Annotated in this window: 13 protein-coding genes; 7 read left to right on the top strand and 6 right to left on the bottom strand. The window is 42.2% G+C overall.

Annotation, left to right across the window (positions count from 1 at the left end):
- Positions 1-22: 22 nt before the first annotated feature.
- The 3 genes from PQO05_RS07270 to PQO05_RS07260 all read left to right on the top strand — a co-directional run bounded on the left by PQO05_RS07270 (position 23) and on the right by PQO05_RS07260 (position 4,270).
- Positions 23-1,195 (top strand): acyltransferase family protein, encoded by a 1,173-nt coding sequence (locus tag PQO05_RS07270; RefSeq protein ID WP_273632041.1) that lies wholly within the window; start codon positions 23-25, stop codon positions 1,193-1,195.
- Positions 1,196-1,847: 652 nt separating this feature from the next.
- Entirely contained in the window at positions 1,848-3,902 is a 2,055-nt protein-coding gene (locus tag PQO05_RS07265) for a hypothetical protein (RefSeq protein ID WP_273632040.1), read from the top strand.
- Between the two features lie 77 nt (positions 3,903-3,979).
- Positions 3,980-4,270 carry a hypothetical protein gene (locus PQO05_RS07260; protein ID WP_273632039.1) on the top strand — a complete coding sequence of 97 codons (291 nt, stop codon included), beginning with the start codon at positions 3,980-3,982 and terminating at the stop codon, positions 4,268-4,270.
- A gap of 51 nt (positions 4,271-4,321) precedes the next feature.
- Here PQO05_RS07260 and PQO05_RS07255 read toward each other — a convergent pair whose 3' ends face one another.
- Both PQO05_RS07255 and PQO05_RS07250 read right to left on the bottom strand, forming a co-directional pair.
- Entirely contained in the window at positions 4,322-4,651 is a 330-nt protein-coding gene (locus PQO05_RS07255) for a beta/alpha barrel domain-containing protein (protein ID WP_273632038.1), read from the bottom strand.
- A 131-nt stretch (positions 4,652-4,782) separates the two neighbouring features.
- Positions 4,783-5,964 carry a patatin-like phospholipase family protein gene (locus PQO05_RS07250; protein WP_273632037.1) on the bottom strand — a complete coding sequence of 394 codons (1,182 nt, stop codon included), beginning with the start codon at positions 5,962-5,964 and terminating at the stop codon, positions 4,783-4,785.
- Between the two features lie 121 nt (positions 5,965-6,085).
- On the opposite strand from PQO05_RS07250, the gene PQO05_RS07245 reads away from it, so the two are divergent.
- Together PQO05_RS07245 and PQO05_RS07240 are read left to right on the top strand one after the other, a co-directional pair.
- Complete coding sequence (locus PQO05_RS07245; protein ID WP_273632036.1) at positions 6,086-6,484, top strand: DUF1398 domain-containing protein; 399 nt, start codon at positions 6,086-6,088, stop codon at positions 6,482-6,484.
- 119 nt (positions 6,485-6,603) lie between these two features.
- Complete coding sequence (locus PQO05_RS07240) at positions 6,604-7,371, top strand: MIP/aquaporin family protein (RefSeq protein WP_273632035.1); 768 nt, start codon at positions 6,604-6,606, stop codon at positions 7,369-7,371.
- A gap of 65 nt (positions 7,372-7,436) precedes the next feature.
- Here PQO05_RS07240 and PQO05_RS07235 read toward each other — a convergent pair whose 3' ends face one another.
- Both PQO05_RS07235 and PQO05_RS07230 read right to left on the bottom strand, forming a co-directional pair.
- Positions 7,437-7,853, bottom strand: coding sequence for a hypothetical protein (locus PQO05_RS07235; protein WP_273632034.1), 417 nt, complete (start codon positions 7,851-7,853; stop codon positions 7,437-7,439).
- Between the two features lie 157 nt (positions 7,854-8,010).
- A complete protein-coding gene (locus PQO05_RS07230; RefSeq protein WP_273632033.1) occupies positions 8,011-9,264 on the bottom strand; it encodes a DUF2130 domain-containing protein in 1,254 nt (417 codons plus the stop codon).
- Positions 9,265-9,544: 280 nt separating this feature from the next.
- Here PQO05_RS07230 and PQO05_RS07225 point away from each other — a divergent pair, with 280 nt between their 5' ends.
- Positions 9,545-11,296: an ABC transporter ATP-binding protein gene (locus PQO05_RS07225; RefSeq protein WP_273632032.1), complete on the top strand. Its 1,752-nt coding sequence runs from the start codon at positions 9,545-9,547 to the stop codon at positions 11,294-11,296.
- 18 nt (positions 11,297-11,314) lie between these two features.
- Positions 11,315-13,075 carry an ABC transporter ATP-binding protein gene (locus tag PQO05_RS07220; RefSeq protein WP_273632031.1) on the top strand — a complete coding sequence of 587 codons (1,761 nt, stop codon included), beginning with the start codon at positions 11,315-11,317 and terminating at the stop codon, positions 13,073-13,075.
- 147 nt (positions 13,076-13,222) lie between these two features.
- On the opposite strand, the gene PQO05_RS07215 is transcribed toward PQO05_RS07220, so the two are convergent.
- Entirely contained in the window at positions 13,223-13,636 is a 414-nt protein-coding gene (locus tag PQO05_RS07215; RefSeq protein WP_273632030.1) for a hypothetical protein, read from the bottom strand.
- A 59-nt stretch (positions 13,637-13,695) separates the two neighbouring features.
- Positions 13,696-14,091 carry a hypothetical protein gene (locus PQO05_RS07210; protein ID WP_273632029.1) on the bottom strand — a complete coding sequence of 132 codons (396 nt, stop codon included), beginning with the start codon at positions 14,089-14,091 and terminating at the stop codon, positions 13,696-13,698.
- Positions 14,092-14,296: the final 205 nt, after the last annotated feature.

Raw genomic sequence — 14,296 nt, 5'->3', positions numbered from 1 at the left:
ACTAATTTACCTGCAATATCCAATGCAAATATTTAGCGAAAAAAAAACTATCCCCCATGTAATTGCTAATAAATCTTCTGTATATCAGCAATTGGATGCATGGCGAGCCCTTGCCGCCATTTGGGTTGTGATGGCCCATGCCTGTTCTACGGTTATAACAGACATTCGTGTTCTTCCAAATGGCATGGCACTACTATCCGGAAATTACCTCTACATGTTTAGCATGTCCGGACAGTTGGGAGTAGCAATGTTTTTCGTTATATCCGGATACTGTATCGTACTGGCCGCCGATAATGCTATAGCGAAACAAAAGTCGGCTATGAATTTTCTAAAGGCTCGTTTTCGACGCATTTTTCCGCCTTATTATGCGTCAATAGTACTTGCCATTGCGCTAACGTTAGTTTTTATATTAGCCGCTCATTTAAAGTTTATTCCAAAACCAAGCCATGGGCCAGAATTTATAAATAATTCGTTTCTTTATTACTTTTCAAACTTGACTCTCACGCAAGTCCCATTCAATATAAAACCGATTCAAGCCATATATTGGTCTCTTTGTTATGAAATAGCATTTTATATTATTATTGCGGCATGCATATTTTTACAAAAAAAACTCAATTACAGCCTGCACGGTATACTATTTATACTTACTCAGCTATCATTGATATGGTTAATACTTGCACCTGATACTTGTCCATTTCCACTTGATCTGTGGTATCTGTTTGGCATGGGGGCATTTGTTTATATAAGGATTAAAAATCCTGACAATTTCCAATCCAAACTCTTCTTTGACATAACATCTGTGCTTGTACTTCTTTTCGCAAGCTTACACGCGGGACATTACACACTTGGTCACCCGGCGAGCAGAACACAAGCTATATTTGGATTCGTCTTTTCACTTGTTCTATTACTTTTGTACCGGTTTGATAGCATCCTGATCAAGAATCGTTTCATTAAAATCTTATCTTTTTTGGGAACCATGTCTTACAGTATATATTTATCACATCCTACTGTAATAGCAATTCCACGACAATTAATGATTAAAATGGGCTTCATAGGTGATAAATACTGGATCACGCTTATCGTTCAGGTAATTATCGGAATTGGCGTTGGATATATATTCCATATCATCTGCGAGCGTCCATTCATGAGCTCATACGCCAAGCAAAGGGAAGCACGCGTGAAGGATATCATATAATATTAATTGATTTATTTGTAGACTAAAATCCTTATTGCTCCGTCAGCATAGTTTTCGTCAGGGTAACGACATGCCTATCAGGACGGCCAAACAGCGATAGCTCCCAAACAGTTTATCAACCTCAGGGTGGCTCTACTAGTTAAGGCGTTGTCCATTGCCGCAAAATGGAAAAGCTTGGTCCGTAAAAATTAAACGATTAATCAATAGCGAATCAAGGAACTACCGATCGACGAAATACAACTATAATTTTATTAGTGTGTTGCTAAATTAGCATGAAAACACATCTCTTATTCCTTCATTTAAAAAAGTTTACTTGTATTTAAGCGCATTGCCTGCAATTGTCGTTTTTCCTTTGCTTCTGCTAAGCAATTGATTTCCAGACCTGAATTTTATGACTACTGGGCTCTTAATGCGTATTAAAAAGATATTTATCAATTGAAAATCAAACACTTGCACAAAAAGAACCTTGTTTAATTGGTTTACATTTCTATAGATTTGCTTCATCAAACCTAAGAAGGACATAGTTATTTTCAACGCCAACGCGTAAAAACACCGGGATACATTTACAACACGTATCCACGCAGAGCTTGTCTGGCTTAGATTTTATTATTTACAAAACATCCGGTAGATGCCGGGCTTTAAAATTGGTTTTATGATAACAAGATTGCCTTTTATTTCTTTAATACTGCTATTCATTTTTACTTCTGCCAGCCAGGCGCAGACAAAAGAATGCGATGTAAAAAATGGCCGAATCGTTCTAAATTTCAGTAAAAACGCCGCTGATAAAAACTCAAAAGGCCCATATCTTATCAAAAGGGCAAAAGGCCGTTTTGGCAACTACGAAACAATAGGCACTACCGCTACCCCTTCTTTTACTGATAAAACAGCAAAGGGAAATCTATATGATTATTATTACCAGGTATCAGATAACAACCGCCCTGTTGCCCAAACAAGCTTGGAAACCGAACTCTTCGGCGAAAACACATACATCTATAACCCTACCGATAGCATGCAGGCCATTAGTCGCGAGATGAACGCTATTCATGATCAGATGTTCGGCAAGGAATTTAGCCCTAACCGGTATGCCATGTTCTTTAAACCGGGCGATTATAAAAACGCAGGATTGTTTAAAATCCCTTTCTACATGCATATAGCAGGTTTGGGAAGAACACCTTATGAAGTGCAGGTCTCTAACCTCCATACGCCACCACGCGGCAAAGATGGAAACGGCACCGTCACTTTCTGGCGGTCGGCAGAGAACCTTTCGGTTATTGGCCCGGAAACCTACAATGAGGATGAAACTTTCAAATGGGCAGTTTCTCAGGCCGCTCCATTACGCAGAATCTATTCTACCCGTGTGGTACGCTATCAATGGGGAAATGGATGGGTAAGCGGCGGCTATGCAGCCGACTGTGATTTCCAAAGTGCAGCAGGGTCAGATCATCAACAGCAATGGTATACCCGCAATTCTTTTCTGAATAAAGGACGTGGCCAGTTTCAGGAAATTAAATACAATTATTGTTTCCAGGGGGTTAATTTTGGGCCCGGTGCAGATATGAGCACCTACCAGAACAACTGGGACAAAGGCGGTAACGTAACCATTATACCTAACACACCGGTTATCCGCGAGAAACCCTTTTTATTTATAGACAAGGATCAGCGCTACAAGGTATTCCGCCCGGCGCTAAAACATGATCATAAAGGCCTATCATACACCAAGGATGAAATGGGTGAAGGAGAAGCCATAGATGTACTGAAGAGCTTCTTTGTGGCTAAACCGGGCGCTACTGCACAAGAAATGAACAAGCAGCTTAAAGCAGGTAAGCACTTGCTGATCACTCCCGGCATGTACAAGCTTTCGGAGCCGCTTCATGTAACCCAACCTAATACCATTATCCTCGGGCTGGGTTTCGCTACACTAATACCCGATCAGGAAAATTCAACCTCGGCTATTGTGGTTGATGATGTCGATGGTGTGACTATTGCATCATTACTTTTCGACGCGCATTACAGTTCACATAGTCTGATCCAGGTTGGGCAGGAAAAAAATAAAATAAGGCATAATGAGAACCCTACCCTGCTGGCCGATCTGTTTTTCAGGATCGGCGGCTTCCGACCGGGCAATGTGCATGTAGACCAGTCGGCTGTTGTTAACAGTAATGATGTTATCGGTGATCATTTCTGGATCTGGAGAGCCGATCATGGCGTAAAGGGCAGCGTAGGCTGGGATGTTAACACAGCAACAAACGGACTGGTTGTTAATGGCGATTATGTAACCATGTACGGGATGTTTGTGGAGCATTTCCAGCAATACCAGGTTTACTGGACAGGTGAATATGGCAAAACTTATTTCCTGCAGTGCGAAACCCCTTACGATGCCCCTAACCAGGCAGCATATATGAGCGAAGCCGGCACGCGCGATGGTTATGCAGCTTACAAGGTTGCAAATACCGTGAATAACCACGAGGCATGGGCATTTGGTATTTATGATGTATTGCATAACGAGATCAGGATAAATAGTTCGGTCGAGGTGCCGGATAAACAAGGTATCAGGCTTCATAATATCTGCAATAATAGCTTATCAAGCCCGCCAAACAGAGGCATTGGTTTTGTTATAAACGACATTCAAAAAAGCACCTATAACACGCATAGGGATAACCGCACTTATGTGGTAGACTTTGTGGGGAAAAACCCGGCTTCTAAATAAGCCGGGAGCCCTTGGTTTAGAAAGTTTGGTAAAAGCCTTTTATATTGCATTGTTTTTATAACAAAATCAATATAATCATGAAAACGCTGGCAGATTTTAAAGCATCATTAAAACTCGACCAGCCGGCCAAGGAGCTTTCTGTGCAGTTAAAAAGCCTTTGGTATGATGCTAAAGGAGACTGGCATAAGGCACATGCGCAAGTTGATCAGTTGAGCGATCTGTCATCGGCATGGGTACACGCCTATTTGCACCGCAAAGAAGGCGATATATGGAATGCCGATTACTGGTATAACAAAGCGCATAAAACCCGCCCCGAACTATCATTGGATGATGAGTGGGCGCAGTTGGTGCTACATTTTCTTAAATAGGATTCCCAAAAAAGGGCCGTCTATTAACGGCCCTTTTCTTTTACAAATACATTAGTTATTATACTTTATGGCATCCGCTTTTTCAAAAGGTGTAGAATCCTTGCCACCTGTAAAATCGAGCCCCAGGATTATCACTCCGTCTGCGCCAACGGCTTTCGCTTTCTCAACAATTTTTGCTTTTGCATCATTTTCACTTGTGCCGGTTGCTGCCGAAATATGCCCTATTACTTTATACTCACGTTTAACGTCGCGGGCAGCATAGTAAACATCGATCTTTTCTGATGGTGTTAGTGTATCGCCGATGTAAGAAGTAGTGGCGCATGAGGCCAACAGGACAACCGCAAACAGCCCCGCTGCGAATTGCATTTTTAAATTTTTCATAAGGTAGATTTTAAGTTAATGATAGTTTGATACTTAAATGCAGCAATGGTTTATCTGCAATAAAGTATCCATCAGTAACAATTCTGTGCATATACACATTCAATCTACCTCTTTCCGCCACCTCCTATGCTTTAACTCGAAGGTTGGCCATCAATCCATCCGGCATTGGTAACATTTGCTTTAATGGTGCCTACGCTGTTAAACGCCGTAACCAGTTCATCTCTTAAACTTGGGGTCTTATTCAAATCGCGCTGAAATTTACAGTCATCCATAATATATTCGGTCATTGCCTCACCTATGGCCTTCATCAAATCAAATTTGCTTACATCATCCATTTGCACGTTTAAATCATCGTCTGTTAAACTGTGCAGGCTATCGGCATTGGTAAAATGCAGGGCCGATATATCCAGGTTGGGCAGTTTTTGTATGGCTGCTGTATCAAATGAGATCTGAAACCTCCGGTAATCCAGTTTAATAATCCCTGCCCTGAATAAGTCTACCTGCATGGTACTGGCATCCTGGCTCGATTCGTCCATCACATAGTTCAGCCAGAAGTAAACATCCGGCCCATCTGGATGGGCTGCTTGCTGTGGCTGTACAGATTTAACCAGCTTGCCCGTCCCCAAACTAAACATGGTAATATTGGGCAGGCTGTATTTACCTGTACCGTCATAATTAACGGCTTCCATAATGGCAGCCAGCGATGGGTTGTTATAAGTTGTAGTACCGCCATCTACAAACCTTTCCAAGGGGCTAAAGTAGGTTGGCGCACTCATAGTGGCTTCCAAAACAGTTCTCAGTAGGGCATCCTGGTAAGTACCTTTTACCTCTGTTGTATTAAAACAGGTAAAATAGGTTTCTTCATTATCTGTCAGATCCTTAGAAGTTATAAAAACGTCGACATCATTTTTAATACACACATCCTTTAGGGTATCATCTCCCAAAACCAGCTTTAAGGCTTCGCGGTAATTCTTTTTATCATAAGCGGGCGGGTTTAAAAACCGGTTTCCTAAAAAGCCACGCTTCAGAAACACTTTAGATACCAGCTGAATATAAAGCTTCTCAATTTCTACCGCCGTATGGCCGCTGGCCAATAAACCCGCAATAATGCCCCCGGTTGAGGTACCGGCAAAAAGATCGCAAAATTGGTTTAAAGGTATTCCTGCAATTTCCTCTATTTTTTTAAGCAATTGCAAGGTCAGGATCCCCCTGATGCCACCACCATCTAAGCTAACGATGATTCGATTTTTAGGGTCGATGTTCAGGTTTTTATAGGCAGTTTTCTGTGCTGGGGTCAGTGTTTTTGTTGCCATAACTGTAAGGTCTATTTAATTGGTTAAACTCTTAATAAATTTACAAACAAATATCTCAATAAGAACAAGTTACCGCAGGGTGAAATGACCCATTTTTGATGTACATTCAAAGCAGAAAAATATGTTTACAGAAGCACAACTAAAGGCAGCCCACGCAAAGGTTAAAACCGGGGCCGATTTCCCAAAGTATGTACAGGAAATTAAAGAATTAGATTTATTAAGGTATGAGTACATTGTAGAAGATGGCCGTACCGTGTATTATGGCGCAAATGATTTTAAAATAGACTCGGGCGCCAGGTATGACCTGCTTCCCATCTCTCAAAAATCATCCCCTGCAGATCTTGAGCATACCATAAAAATACACCAGCAAGGCCAAACAGATTTTATGACTTTTTGCAGGCAGGCTGCGGCAGCAGGTGTAGAAAAATGGACCATCGATACTCAAAAAATGATGTGTACCTATTATGACCTGGCCGGAAATGAAATGGTAGCTGAACCTATACCACAGACCGGATATTAATTGGACAAATAATAGATAAAGGACAAAAGAAAAAGGATATTAAGATTCTGTTATATTTTACATTAAGCCAAACATCTTTCGTCCTTTGTCCTTAATCCATAAGTCTTTTAAGTCCCGATATGCACCCCAAACCCCTGTACGTTAATTTTATAGCAGAGTTTATTGGCACAGCCTTATTATTAGGCATTGGGTTAAGTTCTGTGATCCTGGATTGGGGTCAGGGATCAATCGTAGCGCATTATATTCCATCCGTGCAGGCCAGGCGTTTGCTTACCGGATTGCTATTTGGCTGTACGGGCTGTGCGGTTACTATATCGCCGGTGGGCAAAATTAGCGGCGCACATATTAACCCTGCGGTAAGCATAGCTTTCTGGCTTCGGCATAAAATGAAACCACATGCATTGGTTGGTTATATCGTTAGCCAGATGCTGGGAGCGGTGGTAGGTTGCATCCCTCTTTTATTATGGGGGCAACAAGGCAAAAGCGTTGGTTACGGAAATACCCTCCCCGGCATAGGCGGCAATATGGGTGCTTTCTTGGGTGAAGTGATTACGACAGCAGCCTTGATATTGGTGATATTTGTATTTGTAGGCAGCCCTAAACTACGTAATTACACACCTTTTACTATGCCTTTTTTATACAGCTTTATGGTTTGGGCAGAGACCGCCTACTCTGGCTGTAGTACCAACCCAGCACGAAGCTTTGGCCCGGCGGTTATCAGCAATAATTATACCGGGTATTGGATTTTTTGGGCTGGCCCGCTAACGGGCGTAATTGTACTTACCGCCATATTTAAGATCTGTCGCCTGCACAAATACTACCATATTGAAGCAGCAAGAATGAGCCACCATGACGAGCCTACGAATGCGAGTTTGAAATCGGCATAAAATACATTAAGCCTGTAGCCAGTCATTTTTTGATGCCGGCTACAGGCTTAAGGATTTTGTAGAAATTACTGAGGTAAATCGCAGGTAAATGTAACCGGGCTACTGCTTGAGAATGTTACACCCGGGAATGTAACATTTGAGCCTTGCTGGTTTGCATACCCTGTTACTTCGTAATAAACAGGCCCGCTTGATGAAAACTGAACATCATAAGTACCGGCCGGAACTGAATAAGTACCAGAACTGTAACCCGGAGGTATGTTAAGTACAGTTTGCGGGTGCCCGAATTGCATAAATAAAACAGTAATGGGGAAAGAGTTACTGTTAAAGTAACTGCCATTAACTTGGTCGAAAACAAGCTTAGATTTTTTAGTCTTCAGATGTTTTGCATTAATACTTTTTACTGAATTAGAAGCAGAAGAAACATTGGTTTCGCCAACCAGGCAAAGCGCAGCAATGCCAGAGAGAATAAGGATTTTTTTCATGTTGATAATAGGTTTATATCAACTAAGTTAAGCACCTTAAACTATCATTAAAAGCAAATTTTAACTATTGCGAAATTTTCAACAATCAAATTAGGACATTAACTAAATTTCAGTATGGCAAACTTTTATTGCATTTTACAAAACAGATTTAGTTTACCTAATCAATCATTATTGCTTCATCCTCATCGTCCGTTAAGCTTAACTGGATATTATCGCTACCGGCAATACCTTCTATCGAGCCTTTGATATGAGCTGCGCTTAACAACACTTTCTCCAGTTGTTTTTCACGGCTTTTCCAGAGTTTTTCCATCGCTTCGCGTTCTTTGAGGATCGACATACGCATGCTCATAAAACCTTCGCGAATGGCTTTCCATTGTTCAGAGAACTCATTGCTGGTCAGGAAATCATACAACAAATGCATTTTATCACCTTTGTTATCATGCTTGCGCACCTCATCCGAAAGCTTGATCACAAAATCGCGCAGAATATAAGCCACAGCTTTAACCTCGTCGAAAGAGCAAATCCAAACGCCGTCCTTTTCACCAAAGCAATCCATACCTTTAGGGTAGCATTGGGTCACAATTACAGCCACTTCTGCACCTGTGCTACGCTTATCTTTTTTCAGTTTTTCTATCCAGTCGCCGCCAAAATCTTTGGTACGCTTGCTCTCGTAAATAATACGACCGCACTCTTGTCCAAATTGGTTACGCACGGTTTGGATACAATCGGCACCACGTACGCCCTTGCCCACCTCTCCTATCATATCAAACGGAAAATGGGTACGCAATAATTCTTCCAATACCAGTTCCTGCGCTTCGCCCTGTAATTGCATAGAGCCTTGTTCGGCTTTACGCTTCATTTCTTCGGCCAGCTTTTTTTGTTGCTCCAGCTGCATTTCCAGTTCTTTCATACGCAACTGGGTTTCGGTATCTTTTATAGTATGCTTATCCGCCTCTTGCTTGCGGATCTGCTCTACCAAATCATTACGCTGCTCCTGCAACTTGCGCTGCATTTCCAGCTGCATATCTTCTTCTTTTTGCTTCAGGGCTTGTTCCTTCTGCAAAAACTCGAGTTCTTTTAAACGGCTGGCTTTTAGTTTCTCTTCAGTATCCTTGGCGTTGCTTTGCAGCATCAGCATCTGGTTTTCAAAATCGGCGGCAATGGTACGGCGCAGGTTTTCTTCGAGGGTTAATTGCAATTGCTTTTTCTCGTCCAGTAAACGCTGGTCGAATTTCAATTGCTGCTCGTGCTGGCGGGCATTAAAGTCTTCCTCCTTTTTACGGTATTCGTCTTCTTTTTGCCGGGTATATTCCTGCATTTTAACACGAAGCTGCTTTCTATACTCCTCGGTCATCACTTCCTCAATCGGAAATGGATGACCACAACTCGGACACTTTACTTCTGTTGCCATGATTTAAAATAAGCTTTTGGATACTGATATTTTACAGGTTTAAAGATAGCGGTTTTGTTAATATTTTTAGCAATTTTCATTTTGAGGTGTGTTGAATGGCTGTCAAAATAACCAATGAAAAACCTCAACTTGTGGTAATTTCATTGATACGTAAAGCTTTAAAAACCGGCCAACCGCCTTCAATAAAATAATTAGTTTCGGGGACTGGGTTCTGATTTTTATTTTAGGGGTTTAAAATCTTTCACGGCCTCAATCGTCATTACCAATAAAGTAATACCACATGCAAACAAGTACCCCTAAGCCAGCCGCCAAACCACCCGGTGTTTTTAGTATCCTGAAACCTTATATGGGCCTGGTTGTGCTGCTCCTGCTTTTTGCCTTGCTAAGTAATGGCATTAACCTTTGGCTGCCTAAAATTATTGCCGGAGGTATTGATGATTATACGAAGAAAGTATTTGTATTCGACACGCTGATCAAAAAGTTTTCGCTGGCCGTATTGCTCATCTTCATTTTCGGCTATCTGCAAACGGTGATCCAAACCTATGCCTCTGAACGAGTGGCACGAGATTTAAGACAGCGCTTATCCGACAAAATATCACGCCAAAGCCACGCTTTTATTGAGCAGGTTAACCCATCAAAACTGCTAACTAACTTAACTGCGGATGTAGATTCGATCAAGCTCTTCGTATCGCAGGCACTGGTATCTTTGGTATCGTCTTTCTTTATTATTATAGGCGGTAGCATCCTGCTGCTTACTATCAACTGGAAGTTAGGGCTGGCGGTAATTGCCATTATCCCTATCATAGGTGGTACATTTTTTTATGTTTTGAAGAATGTGCGCGCCCTGTTTATCAAGAGCCGCGGCGTTATCGACCAGCTAAACAAGGTAATTAACGAAAGTATTTTAGGTGCGGCACTCATCCGCGTAATCAACTCCCAACAACTAGAATATCATAAGTTTTTAGAGGCCAATACCGAAGCTAAAAGTTACGGGCTGCGTATTTTGGGCTTTTTCGCCGGGCTGATCCCTATTGTAACCTTTACTGCTAACATGGCGGCTTTAACCATTTTGGTAATGGGTGGGCACTTTGTAATTACCGGCAGCATGACGCTGGGTAGCTTTGCCGCCTTTAACAGTTATTTATCGCTCATTATCTTCCCAATTTTTGTGATTGGGTTTATGAGCAATATTATTGCCCAGGCTACCGCATCCTTCCAACGTATTAATGTGGTGTTAAACGCACCAGATGTAGCAGAGGGTGGAACATTAAAAGAAACCCTGCGTGGCGATGTGGAACTACAAAATGTATCGGTTAGTTACGGACAAAAACCGGCACTAAAAGATATATCACTAAAAGTATCGGCAGGATCAAAAATTGCCATTATAGGTCCAACCGCTGCAGGTAAAACACAGTTACTTTATTTATTAACCGGGTTAATTAATCCAGGTTCCGGTTCGATATTATTTGATGGGCAACCGATCAATTCTTACGATAGTGAGAACTTCCACAGCCAGGTTGGCTTTGTATTTCAGGATAGTATCATTTTCAACATGAGTATTCGGGAAAATATTGCTTTTAATGATAAGGTGACGGATGAATCGCTGGAAAAAGCCATTGATACGGCCGAACTGCGCGATTTTATCAATAACCTGCCGGATGGGTTGAGCACCATCGTATCTGAACGGGGCTCGAGCCTTTCAGGCGGGCAAAAGCAGCGCATTATGCTGGCACGTGCCTTAGCCGTTAATCCTAAAGTTTTATTACTGGACGATTTTACTGCCCGGGTTGATAACAATACCGAGAAAAAGATCCTCACCAATATCCAGAAAAACTACCCGGGTCTAACGCTGATCTCTGTTACCCAGAAGATAGCCTCGGTTGAACATTACGACCAGATCATCCTGCTGATGCAGGGCGAAATTGTAGCCAGCGGCCTGCATGATGAGCTGATGAAAACCAGTACAGATTACGTGCAGATCTTTAACTCGCAACAAAGTACCAGCAATTACGAAACCGGCGTTACCCACTAATTTACTGCTCAACACAAAATGAATTACGATTTAAACAAACTCAGCAAAGAGCAGCAAAAAACATCAACGTTTGCCGGGCTTAAAAAGCTGTTTCAACTTATAGCGCACGAGAAGCGCACCTTACTGATTGCACTTGGAGCCATATTAACCAACTCTACGCTCAACCTACTGGGCCCACTTATTATTGGGCATACCATTGATAAATATGTACAACATAAAGATTATACCGGGGTATTGCACAATGCCGCCATCCTGCTTTGTATGTACGTTGTAGCCTTGTTTACCAGTTATAAGCAAACCACATTGATGGGTGGCGTGGGCCAGCGTATGCTGTTTACACTCCGCAATTCTATCTTCAATAAGCTACAGCAATTGCCGGTAGGTTTCTTTAACCAGAACAAGGCAGGCGACCTGATTTCACGTGTAAACAACGATACCGATAAACTCAACCAGTTTTTCTCGCAATCACTGATGCAGTTTATCGGCAATATCTCTACCATGATTGGTGCGGGAATATTTTTGCTGTTGATCAATATTAAATTGGGTGCAGCAGCCCTATGCCCTGCCCTGGTGATCCTTTTCCTAACGCTGATCCTATCACCATGGATTAAACGCACCAATGCCCTCAACTTAAAAAGCGTGGGTGGCATGAGTGCCGAGATACAGGAAAGCCTCAATAACTTTAAGGTGATCATTGCCTTTAATCGCCGCGATTATTTCCGCAAGCGTTTTGATATAGCTAACCGCGAAAATTACAGAACCGCCATTGGCGCAGGGTTAGCCAATAACGTGTTTGTGCCTGTATATGGCTTGTTTGCCAGTATTGCGCAATTAATTGTGCTGTCGTTTGGTATTTACCTGATCTCGATCGGCGAGTTTTCTATCGGTTTACTGGTGAGTTATTTATCGTACGCCACCAACTTTTATAACCCACTGCGCCAGTTAGCAGCCCTGTGGACTAACTTCCAGGTAGCGATGGCAGGTTGGGACAGGATTTCGCAGATCTTATCCCTCGAAACTGATTTGCCTTTAATTGCTGAGGGCATCACAGAACCATCTGCCACATTATTGGAATTTAGGAATGTACACTTTGGTTATGACGAAAGCCGGGAGATCTTGCACAATATCAGCTTTAAGCTGGAGCAGGGTAAAACTTACGCATTGGTTGGCCCTACAGGTGGTGGTAAAACAACCACGGCATCGTTAATTGCCCGTTTGTACGATCCGTCAAAAGGCTTGGTATTGCTGGATGGCAAAGACATTCGCACTTATACTTCTGAAGAACGCAGCCAAAAGATCGGCTTTATTTTGCAGGAGCCTTTCTTGTTCACCGGTACCGTAAAAGACAATATTTTGTATGGCAACGACTTGTATAAAGACTATACCAACGAACAACTGGAAACGGTAATTAAAGATGCCAACCTCGGCAACCTGCTGGCTATATTTGAAAGCGGTCTCGAAACCCCGATCATTTCTGGTGGTGATAGCATCAGCCTGGGTCAGAAACAATTGATTGCCTTTATGCGTGCCGTATTGCGCAACCCGCAGATATTGATTTTGGATGAAGCAACGGCTAACATAGATACCATTACAGAAAAGCTATTGAGCGACATCCTGAATAACCTGCCCGCCACAACAACCCGCGTAATCATAGCCCACCGCTTGAACACCATTGAAAATGCGGATGAAATTTACTTTGTGAACTCGGGCGAGGTAATTAGGGCAGGATCCTTAAATGATGCGATGGATATGCTGTTGCAGGGGAAGAGGGCGAGTTGAATATTGACCTTATATGCTGGCGCAAGTTTAGCGCAGCGTAACTTGTGACGAATCTTGTGGAAGCTTTCAGCTTCCGATAAGGTGAAACCTTATCACTGTTTTACCATCCCGATGATAATCGGGACGGTAGCCAAGCGAGTTAATTATTTAATTAAAAACCAATGACGATTTGTAAGGATTATTATAATCATAAACGACCCTTACTTTAAAAGGCAGTTTTGACCGGTAAATTAAATTCAAGACCGGCCCGTCTATCAATGAATAATACAATACTTGCTTTTGGTTGTAAACCACATCTTTCACGGTATAGGTATAATAAACAGTGACACCGTTGGTTTTATATACATTCCCCTGCGATTTCGTTTGTACAAAATCTGTACTGGAGCTTCTATTGGTAACCAAGGCTGTTGTTATAACATTTTTACCCCGCTGCTGCAACAATAAGGCATAATGCCCCCTGTTAAACAGAAAGAAAAAAAGCAGGAAGACACCGATCAGAAAAATAGAAGTTTTGAGAATGGTTGCCCAATCATAATACTTAGTGTCTTGCCACTTAATCATAAGCGAATATAAGTTTTCGGCTATATAAGCGCAAGTACACGATTTTCGCTATCGCAAACCTACTTAGCTTTATCATCAGGCAAGTTTTCCTGCATCAACTTAATCTCCGTCTTTTCTTTTGAAATATCCTGACGGATAAGCCCAAACAAACTCATATAAACGTTGGCTATCCAAACCAGCGCAAACCCGGCAATAACGTAGCCGCGCCAGTCAACCATCAATAGCTTATAACCCGTAAGTATCAGAAACAGAACGGTAACATAATGGCTGAAACAATATTCGCAGGTAAAGAGGTAGAAGAACTTCCTTTCCGGCAAACTCTTCCCTGTTTTGCATCTTCGCACGCAATATTCTCTCGGCTCCCTGAATACCTCCTCGTGCGTAACTGTCCAGGCCACGCAGGCAATTGGCAGCGCCAGGAGAAAAAGCCATATAATTTGCAGGTAGATCGTCATTCTTACTTTTTAAATGAGTGTTACATCATCTAAACGCAGAAATGGGCTTTGTGTTCGAGATGGGCTTAATTGTCCGCTGTCGCAAGTTTAGCGCTGCGTAACTTGTGACTGTACATTGGGAAGCTTTCATCTTCCTATAAGGTGAACCTTATCAAAGATTTACCACAAGTTACGCTGCACTAAACTTGCGGCAGCAATGTGAATG

The organism is Mucilaginibacter jinjuensis, from assembly GCF_028596025.1.
Taxonomy (GTDB): domain Bacteria; phylum Bacteroidota; class Bacteroidia; order Sphingobacteriales; family Sphingobacteriaceae; genus Mucilaginibacter; species Mucilaginibacter jinjuensis.
Note: the sequence above shows the minus strand (reverse complement) of the source record. Positions and strands in the feature narration are given on the sequence as shown.

Bases quoted from the DNA above. Each gene is read 5' to 3' on its own strand.
- PQO05_RS07270 (WP_273632041.1), top strand. From the start codon at position 23: ATGCAAATATTTAGCGAAAAAAAAACTATCCCCCATGTAATTGCTAAT.
- PQO05_RS07265 (WP_273632040.1), top strand. From the start codon at position 1,848: ATGATAACAAGATTGCCTTTTATTTCTTTAATACTGCTATTCATTTTT.
- PQO05_RS07260 (WP_273632039.1), top strand. From the start codon at position 3,980: ATGAAAACGCTGGCAGATTTTAAAGCATCATTAAAACTCGACCAGCCG.
- PQO05_RS07255 (WP_273632038.1), bottom strand. From the start codon at position 4,651: ATGAAAAATTTAAAAATGCAATTCGCAGCGGGGCTGTTTGCGGTTGTC.
- PQO05_RS07250 (WP_273632037.1), bottom strand. From the start codon at position 5,964: ATGGCAACAAAAACACTGACCCCAGCACAGAAAACTGCCTATAAAAAC.
- PQO05_RS07245 (WP_273632036.1), top strand. From the start codon at position 6,086: ATGTTTACAGAAGCACAACTAAAGGCAGCCCACGCAAAGGTTAAAACC.
- PQO05_RS07240 (WP_273632035.1), top strand. From the start codon at position 6,604: ATGCACCCCAAACCCCTGTACGTTAATTTTATAGCAGAGTTTATTGGC.
- PQO05_RS07235 (WP_273632034.1), bottom strand. From the start codon at position 7,853: ATGAAAAAAATCCTTATTCTCTCTGGCATTGCTGCGCTTTGCCTGGTT.
- PQO05_RS07230 (WP_273632033.1), bottom strand. From the start codon at position 9,264: ATGGCAACAGAAGTAAAGTGTCCGAGTTGTGGTCATCCATTTCCGATT.
- PQO05_RS07225 (WP_273632032.1), top strand. From the start codon at position 9,545: ATGCAAACAAGTACCCCTAAGCCAGCCGCCAAACCACCCGGTGTTTTT.
- PQO05_RS07220 (WP_273632031.1), top strand. From the start codon at position 11,315: ATGAATTACGATTTAAACAAACTCAGCAAAGAGCAGCAAAAAACATCA.
- PQO05_RS07215 (WP_273632030.1), bottom strand. From the start codon at position 13,636: ATGATTAAGTGGCAAGACACTAAGTATTATGATTGGGCAACCATTCTC.
- PQO05_RS07210 (WP_273632029.1), bottom strand. From the start codon at position 14,091: ATGACGATCTACCTGCAAATTATATGGCTTTTTCTCCTGGCGCTGCCA.